We start from the raw sequence: 25,235 nt of genomic DNA, 5'->3' as shown, positions 1-25,235 counted from the left end.
AGACTTCAGGAGTTACCCATGACCACCACCCCCACCCAGCAGCTGTCCGACGCCGGCGTCTCCATCTGGCTCGATGACCTCTCCCGCGGCCGCCTCGCCACCGGAACGCTCCGCAAGCTGATCGAAGAGAAGAACGTTGTCGGTGTCACCACGAACCCCAGCATCTTCCACGCCGCCATCACCACCGGCCACGACTACGACGCCATCATCGCGGCCCAGGCCGCGGCCGGCGCCACCGTGGAGGAGACCGTCTTCGAAATCACCACCACCGACGTCGCCGACGCCTGCGAACTCTTCGCTCCAGTGGCAGCCGCCACCAAGGGCGTTGACGGCCGCGTGTCCATCGAGGTTGACCCGCGCCTGGCCTGGGACACCGCCGGCACCATCGCCGAAGCCAAGCACCTGTACAAAAAGGTCGGCAAGGACAACGTCCACATCAAGATCCCGGCAACCCTGGAAGGCCTCGAGGCCATCACTGCCACCCTGGCCGAGGGCATCAGCGTCAACGTCACGCTGATCTTCTCGCTGGAACGCTACCGCGCCGTCATCAACGCCTTCCAGTCCGGCATGGAGCAGGCCAAGGACAACGGCCACGACCTCTCCAAGATCCACTCCGTGGCGTCCTTCTTCGTCTCCCGCGTGGACTCCGAAATCGACAAGCGCCTCGACGCGATCGGCACCGACGAGGCCCGCGCCCTCAAGGGCAAGGCCGGCGTGGCCAACGCCCGCCTCGCCTACCAGGTCTACGAGGAGCTGTTCTCCACCGAACGCTGGGCCCTCCTCGCCGACGCCGGGGCGCTCCCCCAGCGCCCGCTGTGGGCCTCCACCGGCGTCAAGGACCCGGCCTACCCGGACACCCTTTACGTCACGGAACTCGTGGCGCCCGGCGTCGTGAACACCATGCCGGAGAAGACCCTCGACGCCACGTTCGACCACGGCACCGTCACGGGCAACACGATCACCCGCGGCTATGACGACGCCAACGCCACGCTGAACGCCCTCGATGCCCTCGGCATCTCCTACAACGAGGTCGTCGCGGTGCTCGAGTCCGAAGGCCTCGACAAGTTCGTGGCAAGCTGGAAGGAACTGCTGGCCGACGTCGAGGGAGCCCTCGCCGCTGCACGGAAGGGCGCATAGTCCCCATGACCACTCTCAGCTACGACGCCACGGGCGCCGCCCGCCTGGCCCACGAACAGCACCTGCCCGCCCTGCTGGAAGACAAAGTCGCCACCCGGATCTTCGCCAAGGACCCCACCCTGTGGGGCCCCGACGCCGAGTCCGAGTCTTCCGTCCGGCTGGGCTGGGTCGAGGCGGCCACCGTCTCCCAGCCGCTCGTGGCGGACATCCTGGCACTGCGTGACGCCCTGCGCGCCGAGGGCGTCAGCCGGATTGTCCTCTGCGGCATGGGCGGATCCTCGCTGGCCCCAGAGGTCATCGCCGGAACCGCCGGCGTCGAGCTGACAGTGCTGGACAGCACCGATCCGGACCAGGTGGCCGCCGCCCTCGCGGACCGGCTGGCCGAAACCGCGATCGTGGTGTCCTCCAAGTCCGGATCCACCGTGGAGACGGACTCCCAGCGCCGGATCTTCGAGCACGCCTTCACCGAGGCGGGTCTCGACGCGAAGAGCCGGATCATCATCGTCACCGATCCGGGCTCGCCGCTGGACAAGTCCGCCCGGGAGGCCGGCTACCGCGCCGTCTTCAACGCCGATCCCAACGTCGGCGGACGCTTTTCGGCGCTCACCGCGTTCGGGATCGTGCCGTGCGGCCTGGCCGGCGTGGACATCCAGGCCTTCCTGGACGAAGCGGAAGAGGCAGCCGAGGTCCTCAACGAGGACGGCGAGGAGAACATCGGCCTCGCCCTCGGCGCGGCGCTGGGCGGCACCAACCCGCTGCGCAACAAGATCGTCATCGCCGAGGACGGCTCCGGCATCAAGGGCTTCGCCGACTGGGCCGAACAGCTCATCGCCGAATCCACCGGCAAGCTCGGTACCGGCGTGCTGCCGGTCGTTGCCGGACCCGCGTCGCCGGAGGCCACCCTCGGTGCAGCCGACGTCCTGGTGGTCCGCCTCGTCGCCGCGGACGCCGACGTCGAACTCGGGGAAAATGAGGTCGCCATCGCCGGCGGCCTGCCCACGCAGATGATGACGTGGGAGTTCGCCACCGCCGTGGCCGGGCGCCTGCTCGGCATCAACCCGTACGACCAGCCCGACGTCGAGGCCGCCAAGGTGGCCGCCCGCGGACTGCTGGACGCCCAGCCGGAGCCGACGCCGGCAGCCTTCACCGACGGTGCCATCGAGGTCCGCGGCGGGGATTGGCTCGGCGCCGCGGACACCGCCGCCGGGGCAGTCACCGCCCTGCTGGGCGAGCTCGGCCCGGACAGCTACTTGAGCGTCCAGGCGTACTTCGACCGGCTCGCCTACGCCCCCCTGGAGGGTGTGCGGGACCAGCTGGCCGCCGTCACCGGTCGCCCGGTGACGTTCGGCTGGGGCCCGCGCTTCCTGCACTCCACCGGTCAGTTCCACAAGGGCGGACCCGCAATCGGCGTCTTCCTGCAGGTGACGGCCGCGGCCGCCACCGACCTCGCCATCCCGGACCGTCCTTTCACCTTCGGCGAGCTGATCTCGGCCCAGGCCGCCGGCGACGCGCAGGTGCTTTCCGACCACGGCCGTCCGGTCCTCCGCCTGCACCTCACGGACCGCGCAGCCGGCGTCCGCCAGCTGCAGGACCTCGTCTCCACGCTGGCCGGCCAGGCAGTCCCCTCCACCTAAAGGTAAGGCACCAACGTAACCATGCCAGAAAAACTCAACGGCGGCCGCACGTCCCCGACGCGTTCGGGAAGGTCTGGGCGCAATCCGCTCCGGGACCCGCGGGACCGGCGCCTGAACCGTATTGCGGGACCGTCATCCCTGGTCCTGTTCGGGGTCACGGGGGACCTCGCGCGCAAGAAACTCATGCCGGCCGTGTACGACTTGGCCAACCGCGGGCTGCTGCCGCCGAGCTTCGCCCTGGTGGGCTTCGCCCGGCGCAACTGGGACAACGAGGACTTCGCGGCCGAGGTCAAGGAAGCCGTCAAGGCTTACGCCCGCACCCCCTTTGATGAAACGGTGTGGAAGCAGCTCTCCGAGGGCATCCGCTTCGTGCAGGGTGAGTTCGACGACGACGACGCCTTCAAGCGGCTGAGTGAAACCATCGACGAACTCGACGAGCAGCGGGGAACGCGCGGCAACCATGCGTTCTACCTCTCCATCCCGCCAAACGCGTTCGAGCTGGTCTGCCGGCAGCTGTCCAAGCACGGCCTGGCCCAGGCTGAGGGCGACAAGTGGCGGCGTGTGGTGATTGAAAAGCCGTTCGGCCACAATCTGGAGTCGGCGCGCCAGCTCAACGACATCGTCGAGTCGGTTTTTCCGCCGGACGCCGTGTTCCGGATCGACCACTACCTGGGCAAGGAGACGGTGCAGAACATCTTGGCGCTGCGCTTCGCGAACCAGCTGTTCGAGCCCCTGTGGAACGCCAACTACGTGGATCACGTCCAGATCACCATGGCCGAGGACATCGGCACCGGCGGCCGGGCAGGGTATTACGACGGCGTCGGCGCGGCCCGCGACGTCATCCAGAACCACCTGCTGCAGCTCCTGGCGCTGACCGCGATGGAAGAACCGATTTCCTTCAACGCCGATGACCTGCGCGCCGAAAAGGAAAAGGTCCTTGCCGCCGTCCGGCTGCCCGAGGACCTCTCCACGCACTCGGCCCGCGGGCAGTTCACCGGTGGCTGGCAGGGCGGCGAGCAGGTCGTCGGCTACCTCGAAGAGGACGGCATCCCCGCCGACTCCACCACGGAGACGTTCGCCGCGATCCGGGTGGACATCAACACCCGGCGCTGGTCCGGAGTGCCGTTCTACCTGCGCGCCGGGAAGCGGCTGGGCCGCCGGGTGACCGAGATCGCGGTCGTGCTCAAACGCGCCCCCAACCTGCTCTTTACCGACCACGGCGAAGACGACTTCGGCCAGAACGCCGTGGTGATCAGGGTCCAGCCCGACGAGGGCGCCACCATCCGCTTCGGGTCCAAGGTTCCCGGCACGCAGATGGAAGTCCGCGACGTGACCATGGACTTCGGCTACGGACACTCGTTCACGGAGTCCAGCCCCGAGGCCTACGARCGGCTCATCCTCGATGTGCTCCTTGGCGAGCCGCCGCTGTTCCCGCGGCACGCGGAAGTGGAGCTGTCCTGGAAGATCCTGGATCCGTTCGAGGACTACTGGGCGTCCCTGGACGAGCAGCCCGAACCCTACGCGCCCGGAAGCTGGGGACCTGCCTCCGCCGACGAGTTGCTTGCCCGTGACGGACGAACCTGGAGAAGGCCATGATCGTAGATCTTCCCGATACCACCACCTCCAAGATTTCCAAGAAGATCATGGCGCTGCGCGAGCAGGGCGGCGTGATTGCCCTGGGCCGGGTGCTGACCCTCGTGGTCGTCACCAAGTCCGGGCTGGAAGAGGAGGCCATCGAGGCCGCCAACGAGGCCAGCCGTGAGCACCCCTGCCGGATCATCGTCCTCGCCGACGCCGGGGCCGCTGCCCCGACCCGGCTCGACGCGCAGATCCGGGTGGGCGGCGACGCCGGGGCCTCCGAGGTCATCCTGCTCCGCGGCTACGGCGAACTCGCGGAGGAAAGCGAGTCGCTCGTCGCGGCCCTGTTGCTGCCGGATGCGCCGATCGTGGCCTGGTGGCCCCACGGCGCGCCGAACAACGCCTGCGAGACGTCGATCGGGCGGATCGCGCACCGCCGCATCACGGACTCGGCCAACGAGACCGATCCGCAACGGGCACTGGAGAACATCCGCCTCACGTACAAGGCCGGCGACACGGACCTTGCCTGGACCCGCCTGACCAACTGGCGGATCCAGCTGGCCGCGGTCCTTGACCAGGTGGACGGTTCACCGGTCACGGCAGTCGCCGTCGAAGGCGCCTCGGACTCCCCCAGCACCATCCTCCTAGCCGCGTGGCTCACCCTTGCGCTGGACGCCCCGGTGACGATTGTCGCGGACCCGGCCGGCACCGGGATCCGGCGGGTGCGGCTCACCCGCACCGGCGGCGACATCCAGCTGTTCCGGCCCGGGCTGACCGTGGCCGAACTGACGCAGCCCGGCCAGCCCGCCCAGCGCATCTCCCTGCCGCGCCGCAGCCTGAAGGACTGTCTCGCCGAGGAACTGCGCCGCCTCGATCCGGACGAAGTGTTCGGCGAAGTGATTACTATTGGACTTCCACGTACCAACCTAAGGAGTGTCCGTCCCAGTGAGCGCTGACCCCAGAGTAAGCATCCATCCCGACTCGACCGTCCTCATGGCTGCCATCGCGGCCCGCCTGATCACCAAACTGGTGGACATCCAGGACAAACATGGCGAGGCGACAGTGGTGCTTACCGGCGGGTCGATGGGGATCGGCTCGCTCAGGGCCGTGGCGGAGTCGCCGGCGGCGCCCGCGGTCGACTGGTCCAAGGTCAACTTCTGGTGGGGTGACGAGCGCTTCGTACCCTCGGACGATCCGGAACGCAACGCCAGGCAGGCCCGCGAGGCGCTGCTCGATCTCATCGCCGCCGACCCTGCGCGGATCCATGTGCCCGGCTCCACCGAGGATTTCGACACTCCGGAGGAAGCGGCCGCGGACTACGCCCGCCGGCTCAGCGACGCGGCAGCCGCGGAGCACGCCGCGGACATGTCTGATGACCGGCCGGAGCACCCGGCCGCCCTCCCCCGCTTCGACATTGTCCTGCTCGGTGTGGGCCCGGACGCGCATGTCGCCTCCCTCTTCCCGGAGCAGGCTGGCATCCGGGAGAAGGAATTGTCGGTGGTGGGAGTCCGCAATTCACCCAAGCCGCCGCCGCTGCGGGTTTCCCTGACGCTGCCTGCCATCAACACGGCGGAGGAAATCTGGATGGTGGTGGCCGGCGAGGACAAGGCGGGCGCCGTCGGGCTGGCCCTCGCGGGGGCGAACCCGGTGCAGGTGCCGGCAGCGGGTCCGCGGGGACGGAACGAGACCCTCTGGCTGATCGACGAAAACGCCGCCTCCCGGGTGCCGGAACAGCTGGTCCGGAAGGGCTAGCTGCCCCGCTATCCCGCTGTGCTATCCCCCCTGTGCTATCCCCCTGTGCTATCCCTCCGGGAAGCCCCGCCGGGACCGCAGTCTCTCAAGCGCTCCGGCCAGCACGTCTTCGGCGTCCTGGCTGGAGCGCCGTTCTTTAACGTATTCCAGATGGCTCTTGAAGCCTTCCACCGGGATTTCCTCGAGCGCGAACTGCGCCTCGTCCCGGGTGGCCGTACCGCCGCAGCGGCGGCAGTCCCACACCCCGGGGATCTGCTCGTCTGGTAGCCGGGCGAAGACCAGCGGGGTCTCGTGGCCCTTGGCGCAGTGGTAGGTGATGCGGATACGGGGCGTGCGGACAGCGGCGCCGTCGATGGGTTCGTGGCGGGGCGCGGCCCCTTCGGTGGCTCCTACACGGATGCCCCGGAATCCGGAGGCGGAATGCAGCATCGGGAACTCCTGGCTACTAGGCGGACGGAATGCGCATGCAATCAGCCACAGTGTAGTTCGGAGTTCCCGATGCGGGCAGGGCCACAGGACCCCTATGAAGTTTTCCGGTATTGGTGCTAGGAGTCTCCGCCGCCGGTGAAACGCATGATCAGGCCGAGGCCGATGATCACGATGCCCCAGGTGACGCCGAGGATGATCGTAAAGCGGTTCAGGTTCCGCTCGGCCACGCCGGAGGAGCTGAGGCCGGAGCTCATGCCGCCGCCGAACATGTCGGACAGACCGCCGCCACGGCCCTTGTGGAGCAGGATGAGCAAGGTCAGCAGGAGGCTGGTGATACCCAGGAGGACCTGCAGAATGACATGAAGAACGTCCACGACGGCCTTTCAGAAGATTTGGATTACGGGGGCCACAACAGTGTCCGGACTAATCCGTCAGCAGGTGACTCTCGAACCTGACAATATTAGCAAACTCGGCGGCGTCAAGGCTGGCACCACCGACAAGCAATCCGTCCACGTCGCGTTCCTTGAGGATCGACGCGGCGTTGTTGGCCTTGACCGAACCGCCGTAGAGGAGGCGGGTCTTTCCGGCGACGTCTGAGCCGAAGAGGGTGGAGAGCTCGGCACGGATGGCGGCGCACATTTCCTGGGCGTCGTCCGGTCCGGCGACTTCGCCGGTCCCGATGGCCCATACCGGCTCGTAGGCGACGACGAGTTCCGCGGCCTGCTCGGGGGTGAGGCCCTCGACGCCGGCGCGCAGCTGCGTGAGCGTGTGGTCGACGTGCGTCCCGGCCTGGCGGATCTCCAGGCCTTCGCCGACGCAGAGCACGGGGGTGATTCCGTGCCGGAACGCTGCCTTGGTCTTGGCGTTGAGCACTTCGTCGGACTCGTGGTGGATGGTGCGGCGTTCGCTGTGCCCGACCAGTACGTAGCTGCAGCCGAGCTTGGCGAGGAACTGCCCGGAGATGTCGCCGGTGTAGGCGCCGGAGTCGAACTGGGAGAGATCCTGGCCGCCGTAGACGACCTTGAGTTCATCGCCCTGGACCAGGGTCTGGACGCCGCGGAGATCGGTGAACGGCGGGAAGACGGCGACTTCCGCCCGGCTGTAGTCGTGCTTGGCGTCGGACAGGGTCCAGGCCAGTTTCTGCAGGAGGGTGATGCCCTGGACGTGGTCCATGTTCATCTTCCAGTTGCCCGCGATGAAGGGCGTGCGGTCGAATTTGCCGTTCGTTGACGTAGTCACGTGGTCTCCAAAAAGTTCGTAGCAGTGGAACAGCCGGCAGGGCGCCCCGTCCTGGGACCGGGAGCCCTGCCGGCTGGAGGTTTCTAGCGGTCCAGGACGCTCAGGCCGGGGAGTTCCTTGCCTTCAAGGTACTCAAGGCTGGCGCCGCCGCCGGTGGAAATGTGCCCGAACTGGTCATCGGCGAAGCCGAGGGTCCGGACCGCAGCGGCAGAGTCGCCGCCGCCGACCACGGTGAAGGCATCGGTTTCGGTCAATGCCTGGGCGATGGCCCGGGTGCCGGCGGCGAATGCCGCGAACTCGAACACACCCATGGGACCGTTCCAGAACACCGTCTTGGCGCCCTTGATCCGCTCCGCGAAGGCGGCTGCGGACTCCGGGCCGATGTCCAGCCCGATGCCCTGGGCTCCGAAGCTGCTGCCTTCAATCGCGTCGGCGCGCACGGTTTCGTGGTCGGCGTCGGCGGCGAACTTGCTGGCCACCACGACGTCGGTGGGCACCACGAACTCGGTTCCGGCGTCCGCGGCGCGCTTGAGGTAGTCCTGCACGACCGGGATCTGGTCCTCTTCCAGGAGGCTGCCCGCCACCTTGTGGCCCGCAGCGGCGAGAAAAGTGAACAGCATGCCTCCGCCGACCAGGATGGTGTCTGCCTTGCCGATGAGGTTGTCGATCACGGCGAGCTTGTCAGAGACCTTGGAACCACCCAGCACCACAACATAGGGGCGTTGCGTGTCGGTGGTGAGCTTGCGCAGCACCTCGACTTCGGTGCGGACCAGGTCGCCCTGGTAGGACGGGAGGCGGGTCGCGACGTCATACACGCTGGCATGCTTGCGGTGCACGGCGCCGAAGGCGTCATCCACGAAGGCACCGTTGTCGCCGGTCAGGGACACGAGCTCGTCCGCGAACGCGCCCCGCTCGGCGTCGTCCTTGGACGTCTCCCGGGCGTCGAAGCGAACGTTCTCCAGGACGAGTACTTCACCGTCCTGCAGGGCGGAGGCCAGCTCCTTGGCCGACTCGCCGACCGTGTCGCCGGCTAGCGAAACCTTGAACCCGGCGAGCTCGGCCAGCCGGGAGGCGGCGGGCTTGAGCGAGTACTTGTCCTCGGGGGCGCCCTTGGGGCGGCCCAGGTGTGCTGTGACCAGCACGCGGGCACCGGCGTCCGTGAGCTTCGTCAGCACTGGCAGGGAGGCCTTGATGCGGCCGTCGTCAGTCACTGTAGAGCCGTCGAGCGGCACGTTCAGGTCACTTCTGACCAGAACGTACCGCCCGCGGACACCATCAGCGATCAGTTCGTTGAGGGCGTGGAATGTCATGAGTCTTACCCTAGCCCAGCTTGGCTGCGACGAGCTCCGTGAGGTCCACGAGGCGGTTGGAGTAGCCCCATTCGTTGTCATACCAGGAAACAACCTTGACCTGGTTGCCGATCACCTTGGTCAGGCCCGAGTCGAAGATGGACGACGCCGGGTCCCCGACGATGTCGGAGGAGACGATCGGCTCGTCGGTGTAGGTCAGCAGGCCCTTGAGCTCGGCGGTCTCGGAGGCGGCCTTGAGGGCTGCGTTGACTTCCTCGACGGTGGTCTCGCGGGAGACGGTGACGGTGAGGTCCGTGGCGGAGCCGGTGGGGACCGGCACGCGGATGGCGTAGCCGTCGAGCTTGCCCTTGAGTTCCGGCAGGACCAGGCCGATGGCCTTGGCCGCACCGGTGGAGGTGGGGACCATGTTGATGGCGGCGGCGCGGGCACGGCGGAGGTCCTTGTGCGGGCCGTCCTGCAGGTTCTGGTCTGCGGTGTAGGCGTGGATGGTGGTCATCAGGCCGCGCTCGATGCCGAAGACGTCGTTGACCACCTTCGCCAGCGGGCCGAGGCAGTTGGTGGTGCAGGAGGCGTTGGAAATGATGTGGTGCGCGGCGGGGTCGTAGAGGCCGTCGTTGACGCCCATCACGATCGTGATGTCCTCGTCGGAGGCGGGGGCGGAGATCAGGACTTTCTTGGCGCCGGCGTCGATGTGCTTCTGCGCGTCGGCGGCCTTGGTGAAGAAACCGGTGGATTCGATCACGATGTCAACGCCGAGCTCGCCCCAAGGCAGCTTGGCCGGATCGCGCTCGGCGAGGACCTTGACAAGGTTGCCGTCGACGACGATGTTGCCGTCCTTGACCTCGATCGTTTCCTGCAGGCGCCCGCCCACGGAGTCGTACTTGAAGAGGTGTGCCAGGGCTTCCGGGCTGGTGAGGTCGTTCACGGCGACGATTTCGAGGTCTGCCCCTTGGGCAAGTGCGGCGCGGAAGTAGTTGCGGCCGATGCGGCCGAAGCCGTTGATACCAATACGGGTGGTCACGTTTTCAGTCTCCTTGGTGCTTCTTCAAGCACGATTAGTTGAGAAGGCGCTCAAGCCAACTAACAGATCCCGCACGCCATTGGGCAGAGATGATTAACAGATCGGAGGGCGACCAGCCACATTGCTGAAGGCTAACCGCCTTCCGTGATCCATCTTACGTTTAACTGGACCCGCCCCCGCAAGTGCGGGGGCGGACCTTCCACGATCCGGGCCGAACGGCCCGAATTGTGAGCTTTGTTACGTTCCGGTTAACGGCTGCGCAAACGACGCGCCGCCGTCCAACACCGCTCTAGAGCGTGATGAGGCCCGTGGCGTTCTTGCGGGCGGCGTCAAAGCGCTTGGCGACGTCGGCCCAGTTCACGATGTTCCAGAAGGCCTTGACGTAGTCGGCCTTGACGTTGACGTAGTCCAGGTAGAAGGCGTGCTCCCACATGTCCAGCATCAGCAGCGGGGTGGTGCCGAGTGCGACGTTGCCCTGCTGATCGTAAAGCTGCTCGATGACGAGGTTGCCGCCGATCGGTTCGTAGGCGAGGAAACCCCAACCGGAGCCCTGCAGGCCCAGTGCCGCCGCGCTGAACTGCGCACGGAAGGCGTCGAAGGAGCCGAAGGCGTCGTCGATCGCGGCCGCGAGCTCGCCCTCGGGCTTGTCGCCGCCGTCCGGGGAGAGGTTCTTCCAGAACACCGAGTGGTTGATGTGGCCGCCGGTGTGGAACGCGAGGTCCTTGGAGAGGCGGTTGATGTTGGCGAAATCGCCCTTCTCGCGCGCCTCGGCCAGCTGCTTGAGGGCGTTGTTGGCTCCGGTGACGTAGGCGGCGTGGTGCTTGCTGTGGTGCAGCTCCATGATTTTCGCGGAGATGTGGGGCTCCAGCGCGGCGTAGTCGTAGTCAAGTTCGGGCAGTACGTACTCGGTCACAAAATCCTCCAATGTCGTGGACTGGTTGTCCGTTTTGGTAACTCTCGGATTGTGCATCCGGATGTTGTGGCACCCGGAAGTCTCTGGATCGTCAATCCTGTGGGCATAGCCTCCGGTCCCCCTGAGGTATTCCCGCCGGCCCGATCCGATTCTGCTGGTGTTTCCCGGCAGAGGCTATTCGTCCAGCATTTCCGGTGTCACATTCGCCTCCGTGCCGGGAATGCCGAGGTCCTGGGCGCGTTTGTCCGCCATGGCCAGCAGACGGCGGATCCGCCCCGCGATGGCGTCCTTGGTCATGACCGGGTCGGCGAGGCGGCCGAGTTCGTCCAGGCTTGCCTGCTTGTGCGCCACCCGCAGTTCCCCCGCGTACTTCAGGTGGTCGGGGACGTCGTCGCCGAGGATCTCCAGGGCGCGGTCGACGCGGGCGCCGGCAGCGACGGCGGCCTGCGCCGAACGCCGCAGGTTGGCGTCGTCGAAGTTGGCCAGCCGGTTCGCGGTGGCGCGGACCTCCTTGCGCATCCGCCGTTCCTCCCACACCATCAGCGCGTCGTGGGCACCCATCCGGGTCAACAGGGCTGCAATGGTGTCGCCGTCGCGGATGACCACACGGTCCACTCCCCTGACCTCGCGGGCCTTGGCCTGGATCCCGAGGCGGCGGGCCGCTCCGACGAGGGCCAATGCGGATTCTGGACCGGGGCACGTGACCTCCATCGCGGAGGACCGGCCGGGTTCGGTGAGTGAGCCGTGGGCCAGGAACGCGCCGCGCCAGACGGCCTCGGCGTCGGCGGCGGATCCGTTCACCACCACGGAGGGCAGGCCCCGGACGGGCCGGCCCCTGGCGTCCAGCAGGCCGGTCTGGCGGGCGAGGGCTTCGCCGTCGCGCACCACCCGGACCACGTAGCGGCTGCCGCGGCGCAGCCCGCCGCCGGACACAACGATAATTTCACTCTGGTGCCCGTAGACCTCGGCGATGGCGGCGCGCAGCCGCCGGGCGGTCGAGGCGAGGTCGACTTCGGCCTCGATCACGATCCTGCCGGAGATGATGTGCAGTCCCCCGGCGAAGCGAAGCATGGCGGACACTTCAGCCTTGCGGACCGAGGACTTCTTGATGTCCAGCCGGGAAAGTTCTTCCTTGACTGATGCTGTCAGTGCCATGGCACCTTTCCTACCTGTTCCCGAAAATGTCGTGGTACGCCGTTGCCAGACGCAGCGGGTCGTGGATCGGCCGGCGGCTCGACGCCCCCACTTTACCCAACACCACCTCGGCACCGAGCATCCCGGCCGCCTGCTCGAAGTCGGCGAGGTCCGTCACGGACGCCGGATCGGCCAGGACGACGTCGATCGTGAAGTCCGGCGCGTACTCCCGGAGCACCCGCAGGTGGTCCGCGGCGGACATTCCGAGGGTTTCCTTGGTGTCCGTCGCGAGGTTCATGGTGAGGCAGCGCCGGGCGGCCGTGTTGCACAGCGCCTCGCGCATTTCCGGCAGCAGCAGGTGCGGGAGCACGGAGGTGTACCAGGATCCCGGGCCGAGGATGACCCAGTCGGCCAGCTCGATGGCGGTGAGCGCCTCGATGCAGGCCGGCGCGTCATCCGGCAGCAGCCGGACGCGTTCCAGCGAGCCGGCCACGGCGCATTTCGCCTGCCCGGTGAGCGTCTGCAGCACCGAGGTGCCGTCCGGGGCGGTGACCCGGACCTGGCCCTCGATGGTCAGAGGGACGCTGGACATTGGCAGGACCTCGCCGCGGGCACCGAGCAGCGCCCCGGCCCACTTGAGGCCGGCGACGGTGTCGCCCAGGAGCTCCCAGAGCGTCACGATCAGCAGGTTGCCCATGGCGTGTTCGTCGAGGGAACCGCCGCGGCCCTTGCCGGGCGCGAAGCGGTGCTGCATAACATCGCGCCAGGTGCGGCCCCAGTCCGTGTCGTCACAGAGCGCGGAGAGCGCCATCCGCAGGTCGCCCGGCGGCAGGACACCGTACTCCTCCCGCAGCCTTCCCGAGGAGCCGCCGTCGTCCGCGACCGTGACGATGGCGGTCAGCTCGGACGTGAGGAGGCGCAGCGCGGACAGCGAGGCGGAGAGGCCGTGGCCGCCGCCGAGCGCGACGACGGAGGGACCCTTATCCTGCTGGCTGGCGAAGGCCGCGCTGGCCGGAGGGACGAGCGGCAGCGGCCCGGTAAGCAGCGCCATTACTCGCGGCCCAGGTCCCGGTGGGTGGTGGTCACGGTGACGCGCGGGTACTGCGCGAGCCGGCGGGACAGTTCGACGGCGACTGCCACCGAGCGGTGCTTGCCGCCGGTGCAGCCGACGGCGATGGTGGCGTAGTGCTTGTTCTCCCGGCGGTAGCCGTCCAGGACCGGTTCGAGGGCCAGAACGTAGCGCTCCACGAAGTTGCTGACGCCCTGCGCCTCCAGCACGTAGTCGCTGACGTCCTTGTCCAGACCGGTGTGCGGGCGGAGCGCAGGGACCCAGTGCGGGTTGGGGATGAACCGGGCGTCGGCGACGAAGTTCGCGTCGACCGGGAGCCCGTACTTGAAGCCGAAGCTCATCACGTTGAGGCGGAGGGCCACAGGCCCGGTCTCGCTGAACAGTTCGGTGATCGCTGTGGCGAGGCCGTGCACGTTCAGCGCCGAGGTGTCCAGGACGATGTCGGCGGAGGTGCGGAGTTCGTGCAGCAGTTCGCGTTCGGCGGCGATACCGTCAAGGATCCTGCCGCCGGCCTGCAGCGGGTGCGGGCGCCGGCCCTGCTCGAAGCGACGGACCAGGACGCCGTCGTCCGCGTCGAGGAACAGGACCCGGAAGCCGACGCCGCTCGCTTCGAGATTGCGGAGGGCGGCGCGGATGTCGGCGAACAGCTCCTTGCTGCGGACGTCCATGACGACGGCGAGCTTGGAAATCGACCCGGGCGCGTGCGACACGATTTCCGCGAGGGTGCCGAGCATCTGCGGGGGGAGGTTTTCCACGACGTACCAGCCGTGGTCCTCCAAGGCGTCCGCCGCGGTGCTCCGGCCGGCTCCCGACATGCCCGTCACTACGAGCAGTTCCGCCTCAACGGGTTTGACCGGCGTCATGCCGTCCGATTCCGTCCCGGATCCTGCCGTCGACTCTGCCATCAGTGAAGCCCCGTTCTGCTGTGCTGTTGTGCGCTATGACCGCCGGGCGGCGGCCGCGTCGCGTAAAGTCGCCGCGCGTGCCGTTTCCCAAGTCCTTACCCTAGCTAAGTTTGCCGGTGCTAGCTAAGTCTCAAGGATTTCGCCGGTGGTCATGTTGATCGCGGGCACGGTGGTGGCGCCGTCGTCGTCGGTGAAGTGCCGGACGATCGCCGCGGCCAGCGACGGACCGATCCCCTTGGCGCCGGTGAGTTCCTCGACGCTGGCCGTCCTGATGCTCTTGACCGAGCCGAACTGGGCGAGCAGGGCCTTGCGCTTGGATTCGCCGAGGCCGGGCACACCGTCCAGCGCGGAGACGGTCATCGCCTTGCCGCGCTTTTGCCGGTGGAACGAAATCGCGAAGCGGTGGGCCTCGTCGCGGATGCGCTGGAGCAGGTACAGCCCGGCCGAGGCCCGCGGCAGGATCACCGGGAAGTCGCTGTCCGGGAGCCAGACTTCCTCGAGGCGCTTGGCGAGCCCGACGACGTAGACGTCGTCGATGCCCAGTCCGGCGAGGGCGCGGGCGGCCGCGTTGACCTGCGGCTTGCCGCCGTCGACCACCACGAGGTTGGGCGGGTACGCGAACTTGGTCCGCGGCGCCGGGGTGGTGGTGTCCGCGACCGTGGACAGCGGGCCGGCCACCGCCGCGTCGGCTGTGGCGTTAAGCATGGCCTGATGGCCCGGCTGGCGGGCGGCGTCGGCCTGGACAGACTGCTCCTGCAGGTAGTTCCGGAACCGCCGCGTCAGCACGTCGTGCATGGCGGCGGTGTCGTCGTTGGCGGCCTCCCCCGTGACAGAGAACTTCCGGTAGTCGGACTTCTTGGGCAGGCCGTCCTCGACCACCACCATGGAGCCGACCACATTGGTGCCCTGGACATGCGAGATGTCGAAGCATTCGATCCGCAGCAGCGCGACCGGCAGCTCGAGGGCCTCCTGCAGTTCCTGGAGCGCCTGGGACCTCATGGTCAGATCGCCGGCACGCCGGGACTTGTGGAGTTTGAGGGCATGCTCCGCGTTCTCCCGGACCGTGGACAGCAGGGCGGCCTTGTCGCCGCGCTGCGGCACCCGGATGTCCACCCTGGCCCCGCGCAGCCCGCCGAGCCACAGCGCGAGCTCGGCGGCGTTGCTGGGTTCCACCGGGACGAGGACCTCGCGGGGCAGCCTGCCCTCAAGGCCGGCTTCCTCGCCATAGACCTGCTGGAGCAGGTGCTCGACGAGGTCCGGGGTGGTGGAGTCCTCGACCTTTTCGACGACCCAGCCGCGCTGGCCGCGGATCCGGCCGCCGCGGACGTGGAAGACCTGGACGGCGGCTTCGAGTTCATCCTCATGCAGGGCGAAGACGTCCGCGTCGGTGCCCTCGGCAAGGACCACGGCGTTGCGTTCGAAGACCTTCTTGAGCGCGACGATGTCATCCCGGATCCGGGCCGCCCGCTCGTAGTCCAGTTCCGCCACCGCGGCGGCCATGTCCTTTTCGAGCCTCGTGACGAACGGTTTGGCCTCACCGCCCATAAAGGTGCAGAAGTCCTCGGCCAGGGCGCGGTGGTCCGCGGCCGAGATGCGCCCGACGCACGGTGCCGCGCACTTGTCGATGTAGCCGAGCAGACAGGGCCTGCCGCTGGCTTCGGCCCGTTTCAGGACTCCAGGGCTGCAGCTGCGGACCGGGAAGACGCGCAGCAGGGTGTCCATGGTGTCCCGGATGGCCCCGGCGGTGTACGGGCCGAAGTATCGGGTGCCCTTGCGCCGCTCGCCGCGCAGGACCTGGACCCGGGGGTACTTCTCCCCCATCGAGACGGCGAGGTACGGGTAGCTTTTGTCATCCCGGAACATCACGTTGAACCGGGGCGTGAATTCCTTGATCCAGGTGTACTCGAGCTGCAGCGACTCGAGCTCGCTGCTGACGACCGTCCACTCGACGCTGCTGGCCGTGTGCACCATGGCATACGTTTTGGGGAGCAGCCCCGCCGGATTGGCGAAGTAGGAGTTCAGCCTCGCGCGGAGGTTCTTGGCCTTCCCGACGTAGACGACCCGGCCGTGCGGGTCGCGAAAGCGGTACACGCCCGGATTGGTCGGAATTTCACCCGTCTGGGGTCGGTAACTCGCTGGATCTGCCACAGTTCAAGTCTACTGAGGAGGCAGCCGTGCCCTTGACGGTTAAGCCGCGGGCAGGGTTTTGCGCTAGTCGGTGGCTTTGCTCTGGTTGTAGCTCGTGGAGCGCTCCTGGCCGCTGAGTCCGGCGATCGCGTCCATGATGCGGTCGGTGGCCTGGCGGCGGGCAGGCAGGGAATGGTCCGGCCCCGTCTTGTCGAAGTACAGCGGTTCGCCGACCTTCATGGTGAAGTGCTGCGGCTTGACCGACTTGCTGTCCGCAGGCTGCAGGTTCTCGGTGCCGATCAGGCCGACCGGGATCACGGGGGCGCCCGTGGTCAGGGCCAGCCAGCCAACGCCGGTGCGGCCGCGGTAGAGGATTCCGTCCCGGGAGCGGGTGCCTTCCGGGTAGATCCCGACGCCCTTGCCGGAGTCGAGGATCTCCAGCAGGGTCTTGAGCGCCTGGACGCTGGCGGCCTGCTCGCCGCGTTCCACCGGGATGGATCCGACGGCTTCGAAGAAGGACTTCATCACTTTGCCCTTGACACCGCCGGTGGTGAAATATTCCGCTTTGGCGAAGAAGGCCACGGGGCGGGGCATAAGCGCCTGGACGATCACGCTGTCCAGGAAGGACAGGTGGTTGGGTGCCACGATGAACGGGCCCTCCTTGGGCACGTTTTCCAGTCCGATGACCGTCGGCCGGCAGGTGGAGCTGACAAGGCCCCGCGTGGTCCAGCGGATTGCGTCAAACATTGCCATCGGTGTGCACCTCGTCTTGGGCTGGTGTCGTCAGGTCGGGGGTCACTGCCCGGTTCGCTGGGCTGCTGTCCGCCGCGCTGCTGCGCGAATGTGCCGCGTCGCGCCGGGCAATCGTCTCAAACAGGGCTGAGCTGCTGTGCACGATCTCCACGGCTCCCGCCTCGTCCAGTTCGCCGTCCGGAGCGAAGCCCCAGCCTACGCCGATGCAGTCGAGGCCGTTGGCAGCGGCGCCGGCCACGTCCTGCGCCCGGTCCCCCACCATCACTGCGTGTTGTGTGTCCAGGCCATGAAGCGCGGAGAGGTCCGCGAGGGCGGCGGCGACGATCCCGGCCTTCCCCGACGGCTCGCCCGCCGCTGCCGCCTCGTCGGCGRCCGCGCCGCGGATGGTGTGGAACAGGCCGGCGATGCCGTGGTGCTCCAGGACTGTCTTGGCGATGCCTTCGGGTTTCTGGGTGGCCACGGCGATGGGCCGTCCGTCCTGCGCAAAGGATTCCAGCAGGTCCCGGATTCCCGGGTAGAGCCGGCTCTGCGCGATGCCGGTGGTGCGGTAGTGCGCGCGGTAGATCCGGATGGCGTCGTCGAGCCGGTCGGCGGGGACCCCGGCGATATCCGTGAGGGAATGGCTGAGTTTCGGGCCGATCATGGCGTCCATCCGGTCCTTGCCGGGGATGCCGAGTCCGAGCTCCGTGAGGGCCGCTGCGATTCCGTCCGTTATGCCCCCGGCCGGATCGACAAGAGTGCCGTCCAGGTCGAAGATCACGGGCACTGTTGTTTGGGTCACCGGCCTAGTTTCTCACGAGTGGACTGATGCCAGAAACTCGCATGCCCCGACCGGAATATAAGGTCGCCCGCAACGCCGATGCATCCGCGGCGGATGCTGCGGATGCATCGGGGCGTGGCGTGGCTTACGCCAGGATGTCGGCCAGGAACGCTGCCGTGTGGCTTTCCGTGGACTTGGCCACCTGTTCCGGAGTTCCCGAGGCGACAATCCGGCCGCCGCCGGATCCGCCGTCGGGGCCCAGGTCGACGATCCAGTCCGCGCTCTTGATGACATCGAGGTTGTGCTCGATGGTGATGACCGTGTTGCCCTTGTCCACGAGGCCCTGGAGCACCAGCAGCAGCTTCCGGATGTCCTCGAAGTGGAGACCCGTGGTGGGCTCGTCCAGCACGTAGATGCTGCGCCCGTTGGACCGCTTCTGCAGCTCCGCCGCGAGCTTGACGCGCTGCGCCTCGCCGCCGGAGAGCGTGGTGGCGGGCTGGCCCAGCCGGACGTAGCCGAGTCCGACGTCGACGAGGGTGCTGAGGTGCCGGGCGATCGGCGAGAAGGCCGCGAAGAACTCGGCGCCTTCCTCGATCGGCATGTTCAGGACATCGGCGATCGTTTTGCCCTTGTAGTGGACTTCCAGCGTTTCACGGTTGTACCGGGCTCCGTGGCAGACCTCGCAGGGCACGTAGACGTCTGGCAGGAAGTTCATCTCGATCTTCAGCGTGCCGTCGCCGGAACACGCCTCGCAGCGGCCGCCCTTGACGTTGAAAGAGAACCGGCCCGGCAGGTAACCGCGGACCTTCGCCTCTGTGGTCTCGGCGAACAGTTTGCGGATGTTGTCGAACACACCCGTGTAGGTGGCCGGGTTGGARCGCGGTGTGCGGCCGATGGGGCTTTGGTCGACGTGCACCACCTTGTCGAGGTGCTCGAGGCCCTGAATCGACTTGTGCCGTCCTGCCACCTGTTTGGCGCCGTTGAGCTTGTTGGCCAGGACCTTGTAGAGGATCTCGTTGACCAAGGTGGACTTGCCGGACCCGCTGACGCCGGTCACCGCAGTGAAGAGTCCCAGCGGGAAGGCAGCATCCACGTTCAGGAGGTTGTTCTCCTTGGCGCCGACCACCTTGAGTTCGCGCTTTTTGTCGTATTTGCGCCGTTTCTTCGGGACGTCAATCCGCTTACGACCCGAGAGGTAGTCGCCGGTGAGCGATTCGGTGTTCTCGAGGAGTTCCTTGTAGGAACCGGAGTGCACCACCATGCCGCCGTGCTCCCCGGCGCCGGGCCCGATGTCCACCACCCAGTCGGCTTCCTGGATGGTGTCTTCGTCGTGTTCCACCACAATCAGGGTGTTGCCGAGGTCGCGGAGCCGGGTGAGGGTCTCGATGAGGCGGCGGTTGTCGCGCTGGTGCAGGCCGATGGACGGCTCGTCCAGGACGTACAGCACACCCACCAGGCCGGAGCCGATCTGCGTGGCAAGCCGGATGCGCTGGGCCTCGCCGCCCGACAGCGTGCCGGAGGGCCGTTCCAGGTTCAGGTACTCCAGGCCGACGTCGAGGAGGAAGGTCAGGCGGGCCTGGATCTCCTTGAGGACCTGGTTCGCGATCTGGGCTTCGCGGCCGGTGAGGACGAGGTGGTCCAGGAAGTGGGCGCATTCGCGCATCGGCAGGGCGGCGACCTCCGCGATCGACTTGCCGTTGATCAGCACCGAGAGCGACGCCGGGTTCAGGCGCGCGCCGTTGCAGGCCGGGCATGGGATCTGCCGCATGTATTCCTCGTAGCGGTCGCGGGCCGAGTCCGAGTCCGTTTCGAGGTGCTTGCGGTGAACGTACTGGATGACGCCCTCGAAGCCGGTGCTGTATTTGCGTTCGCGGCCGAAGCGGTTGCGGTATTGCACCACCACTTTGTGGTCCTTGCCGTGCAACACCGTCTGGCGGGCGTCCTCGGACAGCTTGTCCCACGGGGTGGTCATGGAGAAGCCGAGTTCGCTGGCGAGGCCGTCGAGCAGGCGGTTCCAGTACTCGGTGGTGGCGGTGCCGAGGGACCAGGGCGCGATGGCGCCCTCCCCCAGGGACAGTTCGCCGTTCGGGATGATGAGTTCCTCATCAACCTCCAGCTTGGTGCCGATGCCGCTGCAGGCCGAGCAGGCGCCGAACGGGTTGTTGAAGGAGAACGAGCGCGGTTCAATCTCGTCGATCGCGAGCGGGTGCTCGTTGGGGCAGGCGAGGTGCTCGGAGAACGCCCTGATCCGTTCGGGGTGGTCCTCTTCGAGGTCCACAAACTCGGCCAGGATCCGCCCCTCGGCCAGGCCGAGGGCGGTCTCCACCGAGTCGGTGAGGCGCTGGCTGATGCCGTCCTTGACCACGAGTCGGTCCACGACCACTTCGATGGTGTGCTTGAACTGCTTGCCGAGCTTGGGCGGATCGCTGAGCTGGATCAGCTTGTCGTCGACCCGCGCCCGGGAGTAGCCCTTGGCGGTGAGTTCCTTGAACAGTTCGACGAATTCGCCCTTGCGGCCGCGGACCACGGGGGCCAGAACCTGGAAGCGGGTTCCATCCGGCAGTTCCAGCAGTTGGTCGACGATCTGCTGCGGGGTCTGCTTCGTGACGGGCTCGCCGCAGACGGGGCAGTGCGGGCGGCCGACACGGGCCCACAGGAGGCGCATGTAGTCGTAGATCTCGGTGATGGTGCCCACGGTGGAACGGGGGTTCTTGCTGGTGGATTTCTGGTCGATGGACACCGCGGGCGAGAGCCCTTCGATGAAGTCGACGTCGGGCTTGTCCACTTGGCCCAGGAACTGCCGGGCGTAGGCGGAGAGCGATTCGACGTAGCGGCGCTGGCCCTCGGCGAAGATCGTGTCGAACGCCAGGGAAGACTTGCCGGAGCCCGAGAGACCGGTGAACACGATCATTGAATCGCGCGGCAGATCGAGGTCCACGTTGCGCAGGTTGTGCTCCCGCGCGCCCTTGACGACGAGCCGGGACATGTCCGGTCGTGTCACTGCGGGGCGGGTTTCGACGGCGCGTCCCGGCTTTGCGGAGTCCTTGGGAACTGCAGTCTCCGGGACTGCGGCGGGCTGGGTATCAACGGCTGGATCTTCAGCTACGGCTTTAGGCACGCTACCAATGCTAATCGAAAACTTCTTCGAATATCCATTCCCGGCCGTGTCCCGCGCCGGGGACTGCCGGCCGCTGTGTTAGCGGCCGGCTACTCGCGGTCATAGGCGGCGGCGAGCAGCTGCACGGCCTCGGCGAAGCTGGCACCCTGGGCCTTGGCCGAGGCTGCGAATTCGGCGGCGGCGTCGGAGAGCGAGCTCCAGGCCTCGTCCCGGGCGCACACCACCGTCCCGTTCCGGCCGCGGGTCACCACGACGCCGGCGGCCTCCAATTCCTTGTAGGCGCGCGCCACAGTGTGCGGAGCGACGGCCAGCTCGCCGGCGAGGCTCCGGACTGCGGGGAGCTTCGTTCCGGGCGCCAGGGTCCCGTTGTCGGCCCGTTCGATGATGTTGAGCCGGAGCTGTTCAAACAACGGGACGGTGCTGCCCGGATTGGGCCGCCAGGCGCCGGGGAAGGGTGTCACTGATGTTGCTGAAGTATCACTGGTCGTCACTGTCCGGGCTCCTGGGCACTCTTAGGCTGTTCGCGGCGGGCGAACTGCGCCTCGTACAATTCCACGTAGAGCCCGCACTTGGCCATCAGCTGCTGATGGGTCCCCTGTTCAACGATCCGTCCTTGGTCCATGACCAGAATTAGATCAGCGTCCCGCACGGTGGACAAGCGGTGGGCAACGACGAAGCTTGTGCGGCCGTGCCGGAGCCGTTGCATCGCCTGCCGGATCTGCAGTTCGGTGCGGCTGTCGACGGAGCTGGTGGCTTCGTCGAGGATCAGGATGCTGCGCCCGGCCAGGTGCGCCCTGGCGATGGAAATGAGCTGGCGCTGGCCGCGGCTCAGCGAGTCGCCGTCGTTGCCGAGCATGGTGGCGTAGCCGCCGGGGAGGGATCGGACGAACTGGTCCACGTGGCTGGCCTGCGCCGCGGCAACAATATCCGCTTCGCCGGCGCCGGGGCGCCCGTACTCGATGTTGTCCCGGATGCTGCCGGTGAACAGCCACGCGTCCTGCAGCACCGTTCCGAACCTGGACCGCAGTTCATCCCGGGACAGATCAGCGATGTCCGTGCCGTCGACAGTGATGCGGCCGGATTCCAGTTCGTAGAAGCGCATCAGGAGGTTCACCACGGTGGTCTTGCCGGCGCCGGTGTGGCCCACGATAGCCACGGTCTGCCCGGGTTCGACGGTGAAGGACAAATCCTGGACCACCGGCGAGCCGGTGCTGTAGCCGAAGGTGACCTGGTCAAAGGCGACCCGGCCGTAGACCCGGCCAGCGGTGTCGGCCGGGTCTGCCGCGGACGCCGCCTCCTCGGCCGGGTCCGCCACGGACCGCGCGGCGCTTGGGTCAGCGCCGGTGACGCCGGGCTCCGCCGGGATCTCCGGCGCGTCAAGGAGTTCGAAGACCCGGCCGGCCGAAACGAGGCAGGACTGCATCAGGGTGAGCATGCCGCCAATCTGCCCCATCGGCTGGCTGAAGAGCCGGGTGAACTGGATGAAGGCCTGGAGGCCGCCGATGGTCATGGCGCCGGCCAGCACCTGGAGCGCCCCGACGACGGCAACGGCGATGTAGTTGAGGTTGGACACAAAGACCATCAGGGGCTGAACAACGCCGGAAACGTACTGGGCGCGGGCGCTGGCCCGGTACAACTTGTCGTTGCCGTCCTTGAAACTGGCAGCGGCGGCATCCTGCCGGCCGAAGGCCATGAGTACCTCGTGGCCGGTGAAGAATTCTTCCAGCTGGGCGTGCAGTTCGCCGGTGCTTCCCCACTGCTCGGCGAAATGGGCCTGGGACTTCCTGGCCACGAGGACGGTGATGAGCGTTGATACCGGGACGGAGACCAGCGCAACCAGGGCCAGAACCGGGGAGAGCCACAGCATCATGGCCAGCGCCCCGGAGAGCATCAGCAGCGACATGATCAGCTGGTTGAGCAGCTGATTCAGGGCCTGGGCGATGTTGTCGACGTCGTTCGTGGCGCGGCTCAGCACGTCCCCGCGGTGCTGCTCATCAAAATGGCTGGACGGCAGCACCTGCAGTTTGGCCTCCACCGAGGCCCGGAGCCCGTAGCCGAGGCGCTGCACGGCGACGGCTGTCAGGGTGCCCTGGATCCAGCTGAAGACGGAAGCCCCCAGGTACATCACGGACACCCCCGCCAGCAGCGCGGCGAGCATTTCCTCGTTGAAGGATCCCCCGACCACACCCGCAACCACGACGTCGGTGGCGTCACCCAGGACCTTCGGCGCCGCCACGTTGAGTACCACGAACGCGCACGTGGCGGCGATGACTCCCACCATCCGCCACTTGGACGGCCGCAGCAGTCCGAGCAGGCGCCCGGCGGTCCGCCAGCGGAACCGGCTGCCCGTCGGTGCCTCCTCCTGGGCCATCACCGGGAGGGACTGGCTGCGGCCGCCGGACGGGGTGTCCACCAGGGGCTGGTCTTTGGCGTCCCGCGCGGCAGGTGCATCCGTGCCGGCGCCGACCGCCTGTTCCGGGGTCACAGGGTTTCCTCCAGCACCAGCTGGGAGGCGGCGATTTCCCGGTAGCTCGCCGAGGATTCCATCAGCTGCTGATGTGTTCCCTGCGCCACCAGCCGGCCGTCCTCAAGGACCAGGATCAGGCCCGCGTCCACGATCGTCGCCACCCGTTCGGCGACAACCAGGACGGTGGCCGTGCGCAGCAGCGGCGCCATGGCCTCGCGGAGCCGGTAGTCGGTGCCGTAGTCCAGTGCCGAGAAGCTGTCGTCGAACAAGTACACGGGAGCCTCCCGAAGCAGGGCGCGTGCGATGCACAGGCGCTGCCGCTGCCCGCCGGAGAAATTCGTGCCGCCCTGGCTCACCGGCGCCTCCAGTCCCAGCGGCAGCTTCCGCACAAACCCCTCCGCCTGCGCGCTGCCCAGCACACGCCACAGGTCCTCGTCCGTCGCCGACGGGGCGGCCATCCGCAGGTTCCCGGCAAGCGTCCCGGAGAACAGATAGGAATGCTGGGGTACGACGGCGATCAGGCTCCGCAAAGTGTCCAGCGGGAGGCCGCGCACATCGCAGCCGCCGATGCTGATTTTCCCGCCGGTAGCGGCGAGGAACCTGGGCAACAGGTTCAGAAGGGTGGTTTTGCCACTGCCCGTGGCGCCGATGACGGCTGTCACGGTCCCGGGAACGGCCGTGAAGCTGACCCCGTCGAGGACCGGAGCCTCGGCGCCGGGATACGCGAAGGAGACGTTCCGGAACTGCACTGCGTGGCCCTCGGGGGTGGCGCCGCCCGGGCCGTCCGTGATCGCCGGCGCCGTGTCGAGGACCGCCTGGATCCGCTCCGCGCAGGCTGCCGCCCGCGGGGCCGTCATAAAGACGTACATGGCCATCATGATGGCGATCAGGATCTGCAGGATATACGCGATGAACGCCGTCAAGGCGCCCAGCCGCATCTCGCCGGCCTCGATCCGGTGTCCGCCGAACCAGACCACACCGACAGAGGACAGATTGACCACCAGCATGATCAGCGGCATCATTCCGGCGACCAGCAGCGCGGACCGCAGGTTGTTCTTCGTCAGGTCCTTGTTGAGCGAGTCGAAACGCCGGATCTCGTAACTTTGGCGGACAAAGCCGCGGATGACATTGGCCCCGATGATCTGCTCACGCAGCATCCGGCTGGTCCGGTCGATGAGTTCCTGGCCCTGCCGGTAGAGGGGCACGAGCCGCCGGACGATCAGGATCATGATGACGGCGAGCACCGGGATCACAGCGACCACGATTCCGGACAGGGCGATGTCCTGGTGCAGGGCCAGCACGATCCCGCCGACAAAGATCGCCGGCGCGGCGACCAGCATCGTGAACACGAGGACCACCAGGTTCTGGATCTGCGCGACATCGTTGGTTGCCCGCGTGACCAGGCTGGCAGCGCCGAACGCGGCGACTTCCTGGGAGGACATGGACTGCACTTTGGCGAACAGCTCTGCGCGAAGTTCCCGGCCCAGCTCCATGGCCGCGACGGCGCCCAGATAGCCGGCGGCAATGGCCGTGACGACCTGCACCAGGGCGATCGCGGCCATCCAGGACCCCAACCGCAGGATCGCCGGGACGTCCCCGCCGACTACTCCGTCATCGATGATGGCCGCGTTCAGGGTGGGAAGGAGGAGGCTGGCAGTGGTCTGCACCAGCTGCAGGAGCACGATGGCGAGCACGGTCCCTTTGTGGGCGGCTAACAGCCGGCCCATCAGGCCTATAAGCACCGATCCTCCATCGCTAATTTAGGGCATGGATTCAGCTTCGCGACTGCAGCGGCCCCCACGCTGCCCCGACATTGTAAGCACGATCACACAGTGCTCTGTTGTCACACGTCGGCCGGCCGCGGTGGCCGTTCAGAAAGGAGCGTCCGC

The 25,235-nt window shown here is 67.5% G+C and carries 21 protein-coding genes; 5 read left to right on the top strand and 16 right to left on the bottom strand.

What is annotated here, in order from left to right; translation table 11 throughout:
* The first annotated feature begins 18 nt into the window (after positions 1-18).
* Genes tal through pgl form a run of 5 tightly spaced genes read left to right on the top strand, consistent with a single transcriptional unit; the run spans position 19 to position 6,101 of the window.
* The gene (gene tal / locus AB4Y67_RS01485; protein WP_441404044.1) at positions 19-1,137 is read left to right on the top strand and encodes a transaldolase; all 1,119 of its coding nucleotides are present in this window, start codon (positions 19-21) and stop codon (positions 1,135-1,137) included.
* 5 nt (positions 1,138-1,142) lie between these two features.
* On the top strand, positions 1,143-2,771 hold the full coding sequence (locus AB4Y67_RS01480) for a glucose-6-phosphate isomerase (RefSeq protein WP_441404043.1): 1,629 nt from the start codon (positions 1,143-1,145) through the stop codon (positions 2,769-2,771).
* A 21-nt stretch (positions 2,772-2,792) separates the two neighbouring features.
* Positions 2,793-4,367: a glucose-6-phosphate dehydrogenase gene (gene zwf, locus AB4Y67_RS01475; protein WP_441404042.1), complete on the top strand. Its 1,575-nt coding sequence runs from the start codon at positions 2,793-2,795 to the stop codon at positions 4,365-4,367.
* Positions 4,364-5,305: a glucose-6-phosphate dehydrogenase assembly protein OpcA gene (locus AB4Y67_RS01470; RefSeq protein WP_441404041.1), complete on the top strand. Its 942-nt coding sequence runs from the start codon at positions 4,364-4,366 to the stop codon at positions 5,303-5,305. The genes zwf and AB4Y67_RS01470 overlap by 4 nt, the downstream gene beginning before the upstream one ends.
* Entirely contained in the window at positions 5,295-6,101 is an 807-nt protein-coding gene (pgl, locus tag AB4Y67_RS01465) for a 6-phosphogluconolactonase (protein ID WP_441404040.1), read from the top strand. The genes AB4Y67_RS01470 and pgl overlap by 11 nt, the downstream gene beginning before the upstream one ends.
* A 48-nt stretch (positions 6,102-6,149) precedes the next feature.
* Here the strand turns inward: pgl and AB4Y67_RS01460 are convergent, their stop codons facing one another.
* The 16 genes from AB4Y67_RS01460 to AB4Y67_RS01385 form a co-directional block, all read right to left on the bottom strand.
* The gene (locus AB4Y67_RS01460) at positions 6,150-6,530 is read right to left on the bottom strand and encodes an RNA polymerase-binding protein RbpA (protein ID WP_441404039.1); all 381 of its coding nucleotides are present in this window, start codon (positions 6,528-6,530) and stop codon (positions 6,150-6,152) included.
* Positions 6,531-6,646: 116 nt separating this feature from the next.
* Positions 6,647-6,904 carry a preprotein translocase subunit SecG gene (gene secG, locus AB4Y67_RS01455; protein ID WP_441404038.1) on the bottom strand — a complete coding sequence of 86 codons (258 nt, stop codon included), beginning with the start codon at positions 6,902-6,904 and terminating at the stop codon, positions 6,647-6,649.
* A gap of 49 nt (positions 6,905-6,953) precedes the next feature.
* Complete coding sequence (tpiA, locus tag AB4Y67_RS01450) at positions 6,954-7,769, bottom strand: triose-phosphate isomerase (protein WP_441404037.1); 816 nt, start codon at positions 7,767-7,769, stop codon at positions 6,954-6,956.
* Positions 7,770-7,852: 83 nt separating this feature from the next.
* Positions 7,853-9,079 carry a phosphoglycerate kinase gene (locus AB4Y67_RS01445; RefSeq protein WP_441404036.1) on the bottom strand — a complete coding sequence of 409 codons (1,227 nt, stop codon included), beginning with the start codon at positions 9,077-9,079 and terminating at the stop codon, positions 7,853-7,855.
* Positions 9,080-9,089: 10 nt separating this feature from the next.
* On the bottom strand, positions 9,090-10,100 hold the full coding sequence (gene gap, locus AB4Y67_RS01440; RefSeq protein WP_441404035.1) for a type I glyceraldehyde-3-phosphate dehydrogenase: 1,011 nt from the start codon (positions 10,098-10,100) through the stop codon (positions 9,090-9,092).
* 289 nt (positions 10,101-10,389) lie between these two features.
* Positions 10,390-11,013 carry a superoxide dismutase gene (locus AB4Y67_RS01435; RefSeq protein ID WP_441404034.1) on the bottom strand — a complete coding sequence of 208 codons (624 nt, stop codon included), beginning with the start codon at positions 11,011-11,013 and terminating at the stop codon, positions 10,390-10,392.
* 174 nt (positions 11,014-11,187) lie between these two features.
* Positions 11,188-12,168 (bottom strand): DNA-binding protein WhiA, encoded by a 981-nt coding sequence (gene whiA, locus AB4Y67_RS01430; RefSeq protein ID WP_066438143.1) that lies wholly within the window; start codon positions 12,166-12,168, stop codon positions 11,188-11,190.
* 10 nt (positions 12,169-12,178) lie between these two features.
* Entirely contained in the window at positions 12,179-13,198 is a 1,020-nt protein-coding gene (locus tag AB4Y67_RS01425) for a gluconeogenesis factor YvcK family protein (protein ID WP_441404033.1), read from the bottom strand.
* The gene (gene rapZ / locus AB4Y67_RS01420; protein WP_441404032.1) at positions 13,198-14,121 is read right to left on the bottom strand and encodes an RNase adapter RapZ; all 924 of its coding nucleotides are present in this window, start codon (positions 14,119-14,121) and stop codon (positions 13,198-13,200) included. The genes AB4Y67_RS01425 and rapZ overlap by 1 nt, the downstream gene beginning before the upstream one ends.
* Positions 14,122-14,244: 123 nt before the next feature.
* Complete coding sequence (gene uvrC, locus AB4Y67_RS01415; RefSeq protein ID WP_441404031.1) at positions 14,245-16,269, bottom strand: excinuclease ABC subunit UvrC; 2,025 nt, start codon at positions 16,267-16,269, stop codon at positions 14,245-14,247.
* Positions 16,270-16,332: 63 nt separating this feature from the next.
* Positions 16,333-17,001: a lysophospholipid acyltransferase family protein gene (locus AB4Y67_RS01410; RefSeq protein WP_056433952.1), complete on the bottom strand. Its 669-nt coding sequence runs from the start codon at positions 16,999-17,001 to the stop codon at positions 16,333-16,335.
* Positions 16,988-17,782 (bottom strand): HAD hydrolase-like protein, encoded by a 795-nt coding sequence (locus AB4Y67_RS01405; RefSeq protein WP_441404030.1) that lies wholly within the window; start codon positions 17,780-17,782, stop codon positions 16,988-16,990. Before AB4Y67_RS01405 ends, AB4Y67_RS01410 begins: the two co-directional genes overlap by 14 nt.
* A gap of 124 nt (positions 17,783-17,906) precedes the next feature.
* Complete coding sequence (uvrA, locus tag AB4Y67_RS01400; protein WP_441404318.1) at positions 17,907-20,747, bottom strand: excinuclease ABC subunit UvrA; 2,841 nt, start codon at positions 20,745-20,747, stop codon at positions 17,907-17,909.
* A gap of 221 nt (positions 20,748-20,968) precedes the next feature.
* Positions 20,969-21,370, bottom strand: coding sequence for a GntR family transcriptional regulator (locus AB4Y67_RS01395; RefSeq protein ID WP_441404029.1), 402 nt, complete (start codon positions 21,368-21,370; stop codon positions 20,969-20,971).
* Positions 21,367-23,250 (bottom strand): ABC transporter ATP-binding protein, encoded by a 1,884-nt coding sequence (locus tag AB4Y67_RS01390; RefSeq protein WP_441404317.1) that lies wholly within the window; start codon positions 23,248-23,250, stop codon positions 21,367-21,369. The genes AB4Y67_RS01395 and AB4Y67_RS01390 overlap by 4 nt, the downstream gene beginning before the upstream one ends.
* A gap of 110 nt (positions 23,251-23,360) precedes the next feature.
* The gene (locus tag AB4Y67_RS01385) at positions 23,361-25,073 is read right to left on the bottom strand and encodes an ABC transporter ATP-binding protein (RefSeq protein WP_441404316.1); all 1,713 of its coding nucleotides are present in this window, start codon (positions 25,071-25,073) and stop codon (positions 23,361-23,363) included.
* Between the last annotated feature and the right edge of the window lie 162 nt (positions 25,074-25,235).

Origin of the sequence: Arthrobacter sp. YAF17, assembly GCF_052113365.1 — a bacterium.
Taxonomy (GTDB): Bacteria; Actinomycetota; Actinomycetes; order Actinomycetales; family Micrococcaceae; genus Arthrobacter.
This window is presented reverse-complemented; position numbering and strand designations above follow the sequence as displayed.

What these genes read in the sequence shown, in the direction of transcription:
- tal (WP_441404044.1), top strand. Translation starts at nt 19, where the DNA reads ATGACCACCACCCCCACCCAGCAGCTGTCCGACGCCGGCGTCTCCATC.
- AB4Y67_RS01480 (WP_441404043.1), top strand. Translation starts at nt 1,143, where the DNA reads ATGACCACTCTCAGCTACGACGCCACGGGCGCCGCCCGCCTGGCCCAC.
- AB4Y67_RS01470 (WP_441404041.1), top strand. Translation starts at nt 4,364, where the DNA reads ATGATCGTAGATCTTCCCGATACCACCACCTCCAAGATTTCCAAGAAG.
- AB4Y67_RS01460 (WP_441404039.1), bottom strand. Translation starts at nt 6,530, where the DNA reads ATGCTGCATTCCGCCTCCGGATTCCGGGGCATCCGTGTAGGAGCCACC.
- AB4Y67_RS01445 (WP_441404036.1), bottom strand. Translation starts at nt 9,079, where the DNA reads ATGACATTCCACGCCCTCAACGAACTGATCGCTGATGGTGTCCGCGGG.
- whiA (WP_066438143.1), bottom strand. Translation starts at nt 12,168, where the DNA reads ATGGCACTGACAGCATCAGTCAAGGAAGAACTTTCCCGGCTGGACATC.
- AB4Y67_RS01425 (WP_441404033.1), bottom strand. Translation starts at nt 13,198, where the DNA reads ATGGCGCTGCTTACCGGGCCGCTGCCGCTCGTCCCTCCGGCCAGCGCG.
- rapZ (WP_441404032.1), bottom strand. Translation starts at nt 14,121, where the DNA reads ATGGCAGAGTCGACGGCAGGATCCGGGACGGAATCGGACGGCATGACG.
- AB4Y67_RS01410 (WP_056433952.1), bottom strand. Translation starts at nt 17,001, where the DNA reads ATGGCAATGTTTGACGCAATCCGCTGGACCACGCGGGGCCTTGTCAGC.
- AB4Y67_RS01390 (WP_441404317.1), bottom strand. Translation starts at nt 23,250, where the DNA reads ATGGCCCAGGAGGAGGCACCGACGGGCAGCCGGTTCCGCTGGCGGACC.
- AB4Y67_RS01385 (WP_441404316.1), bottom strand. Translation starts at nt 25,073, where the DNA reads ATGGGCCGGCTGTTAGCCGCCCACAAAGGGACCGTGCTCGCCATCGTG.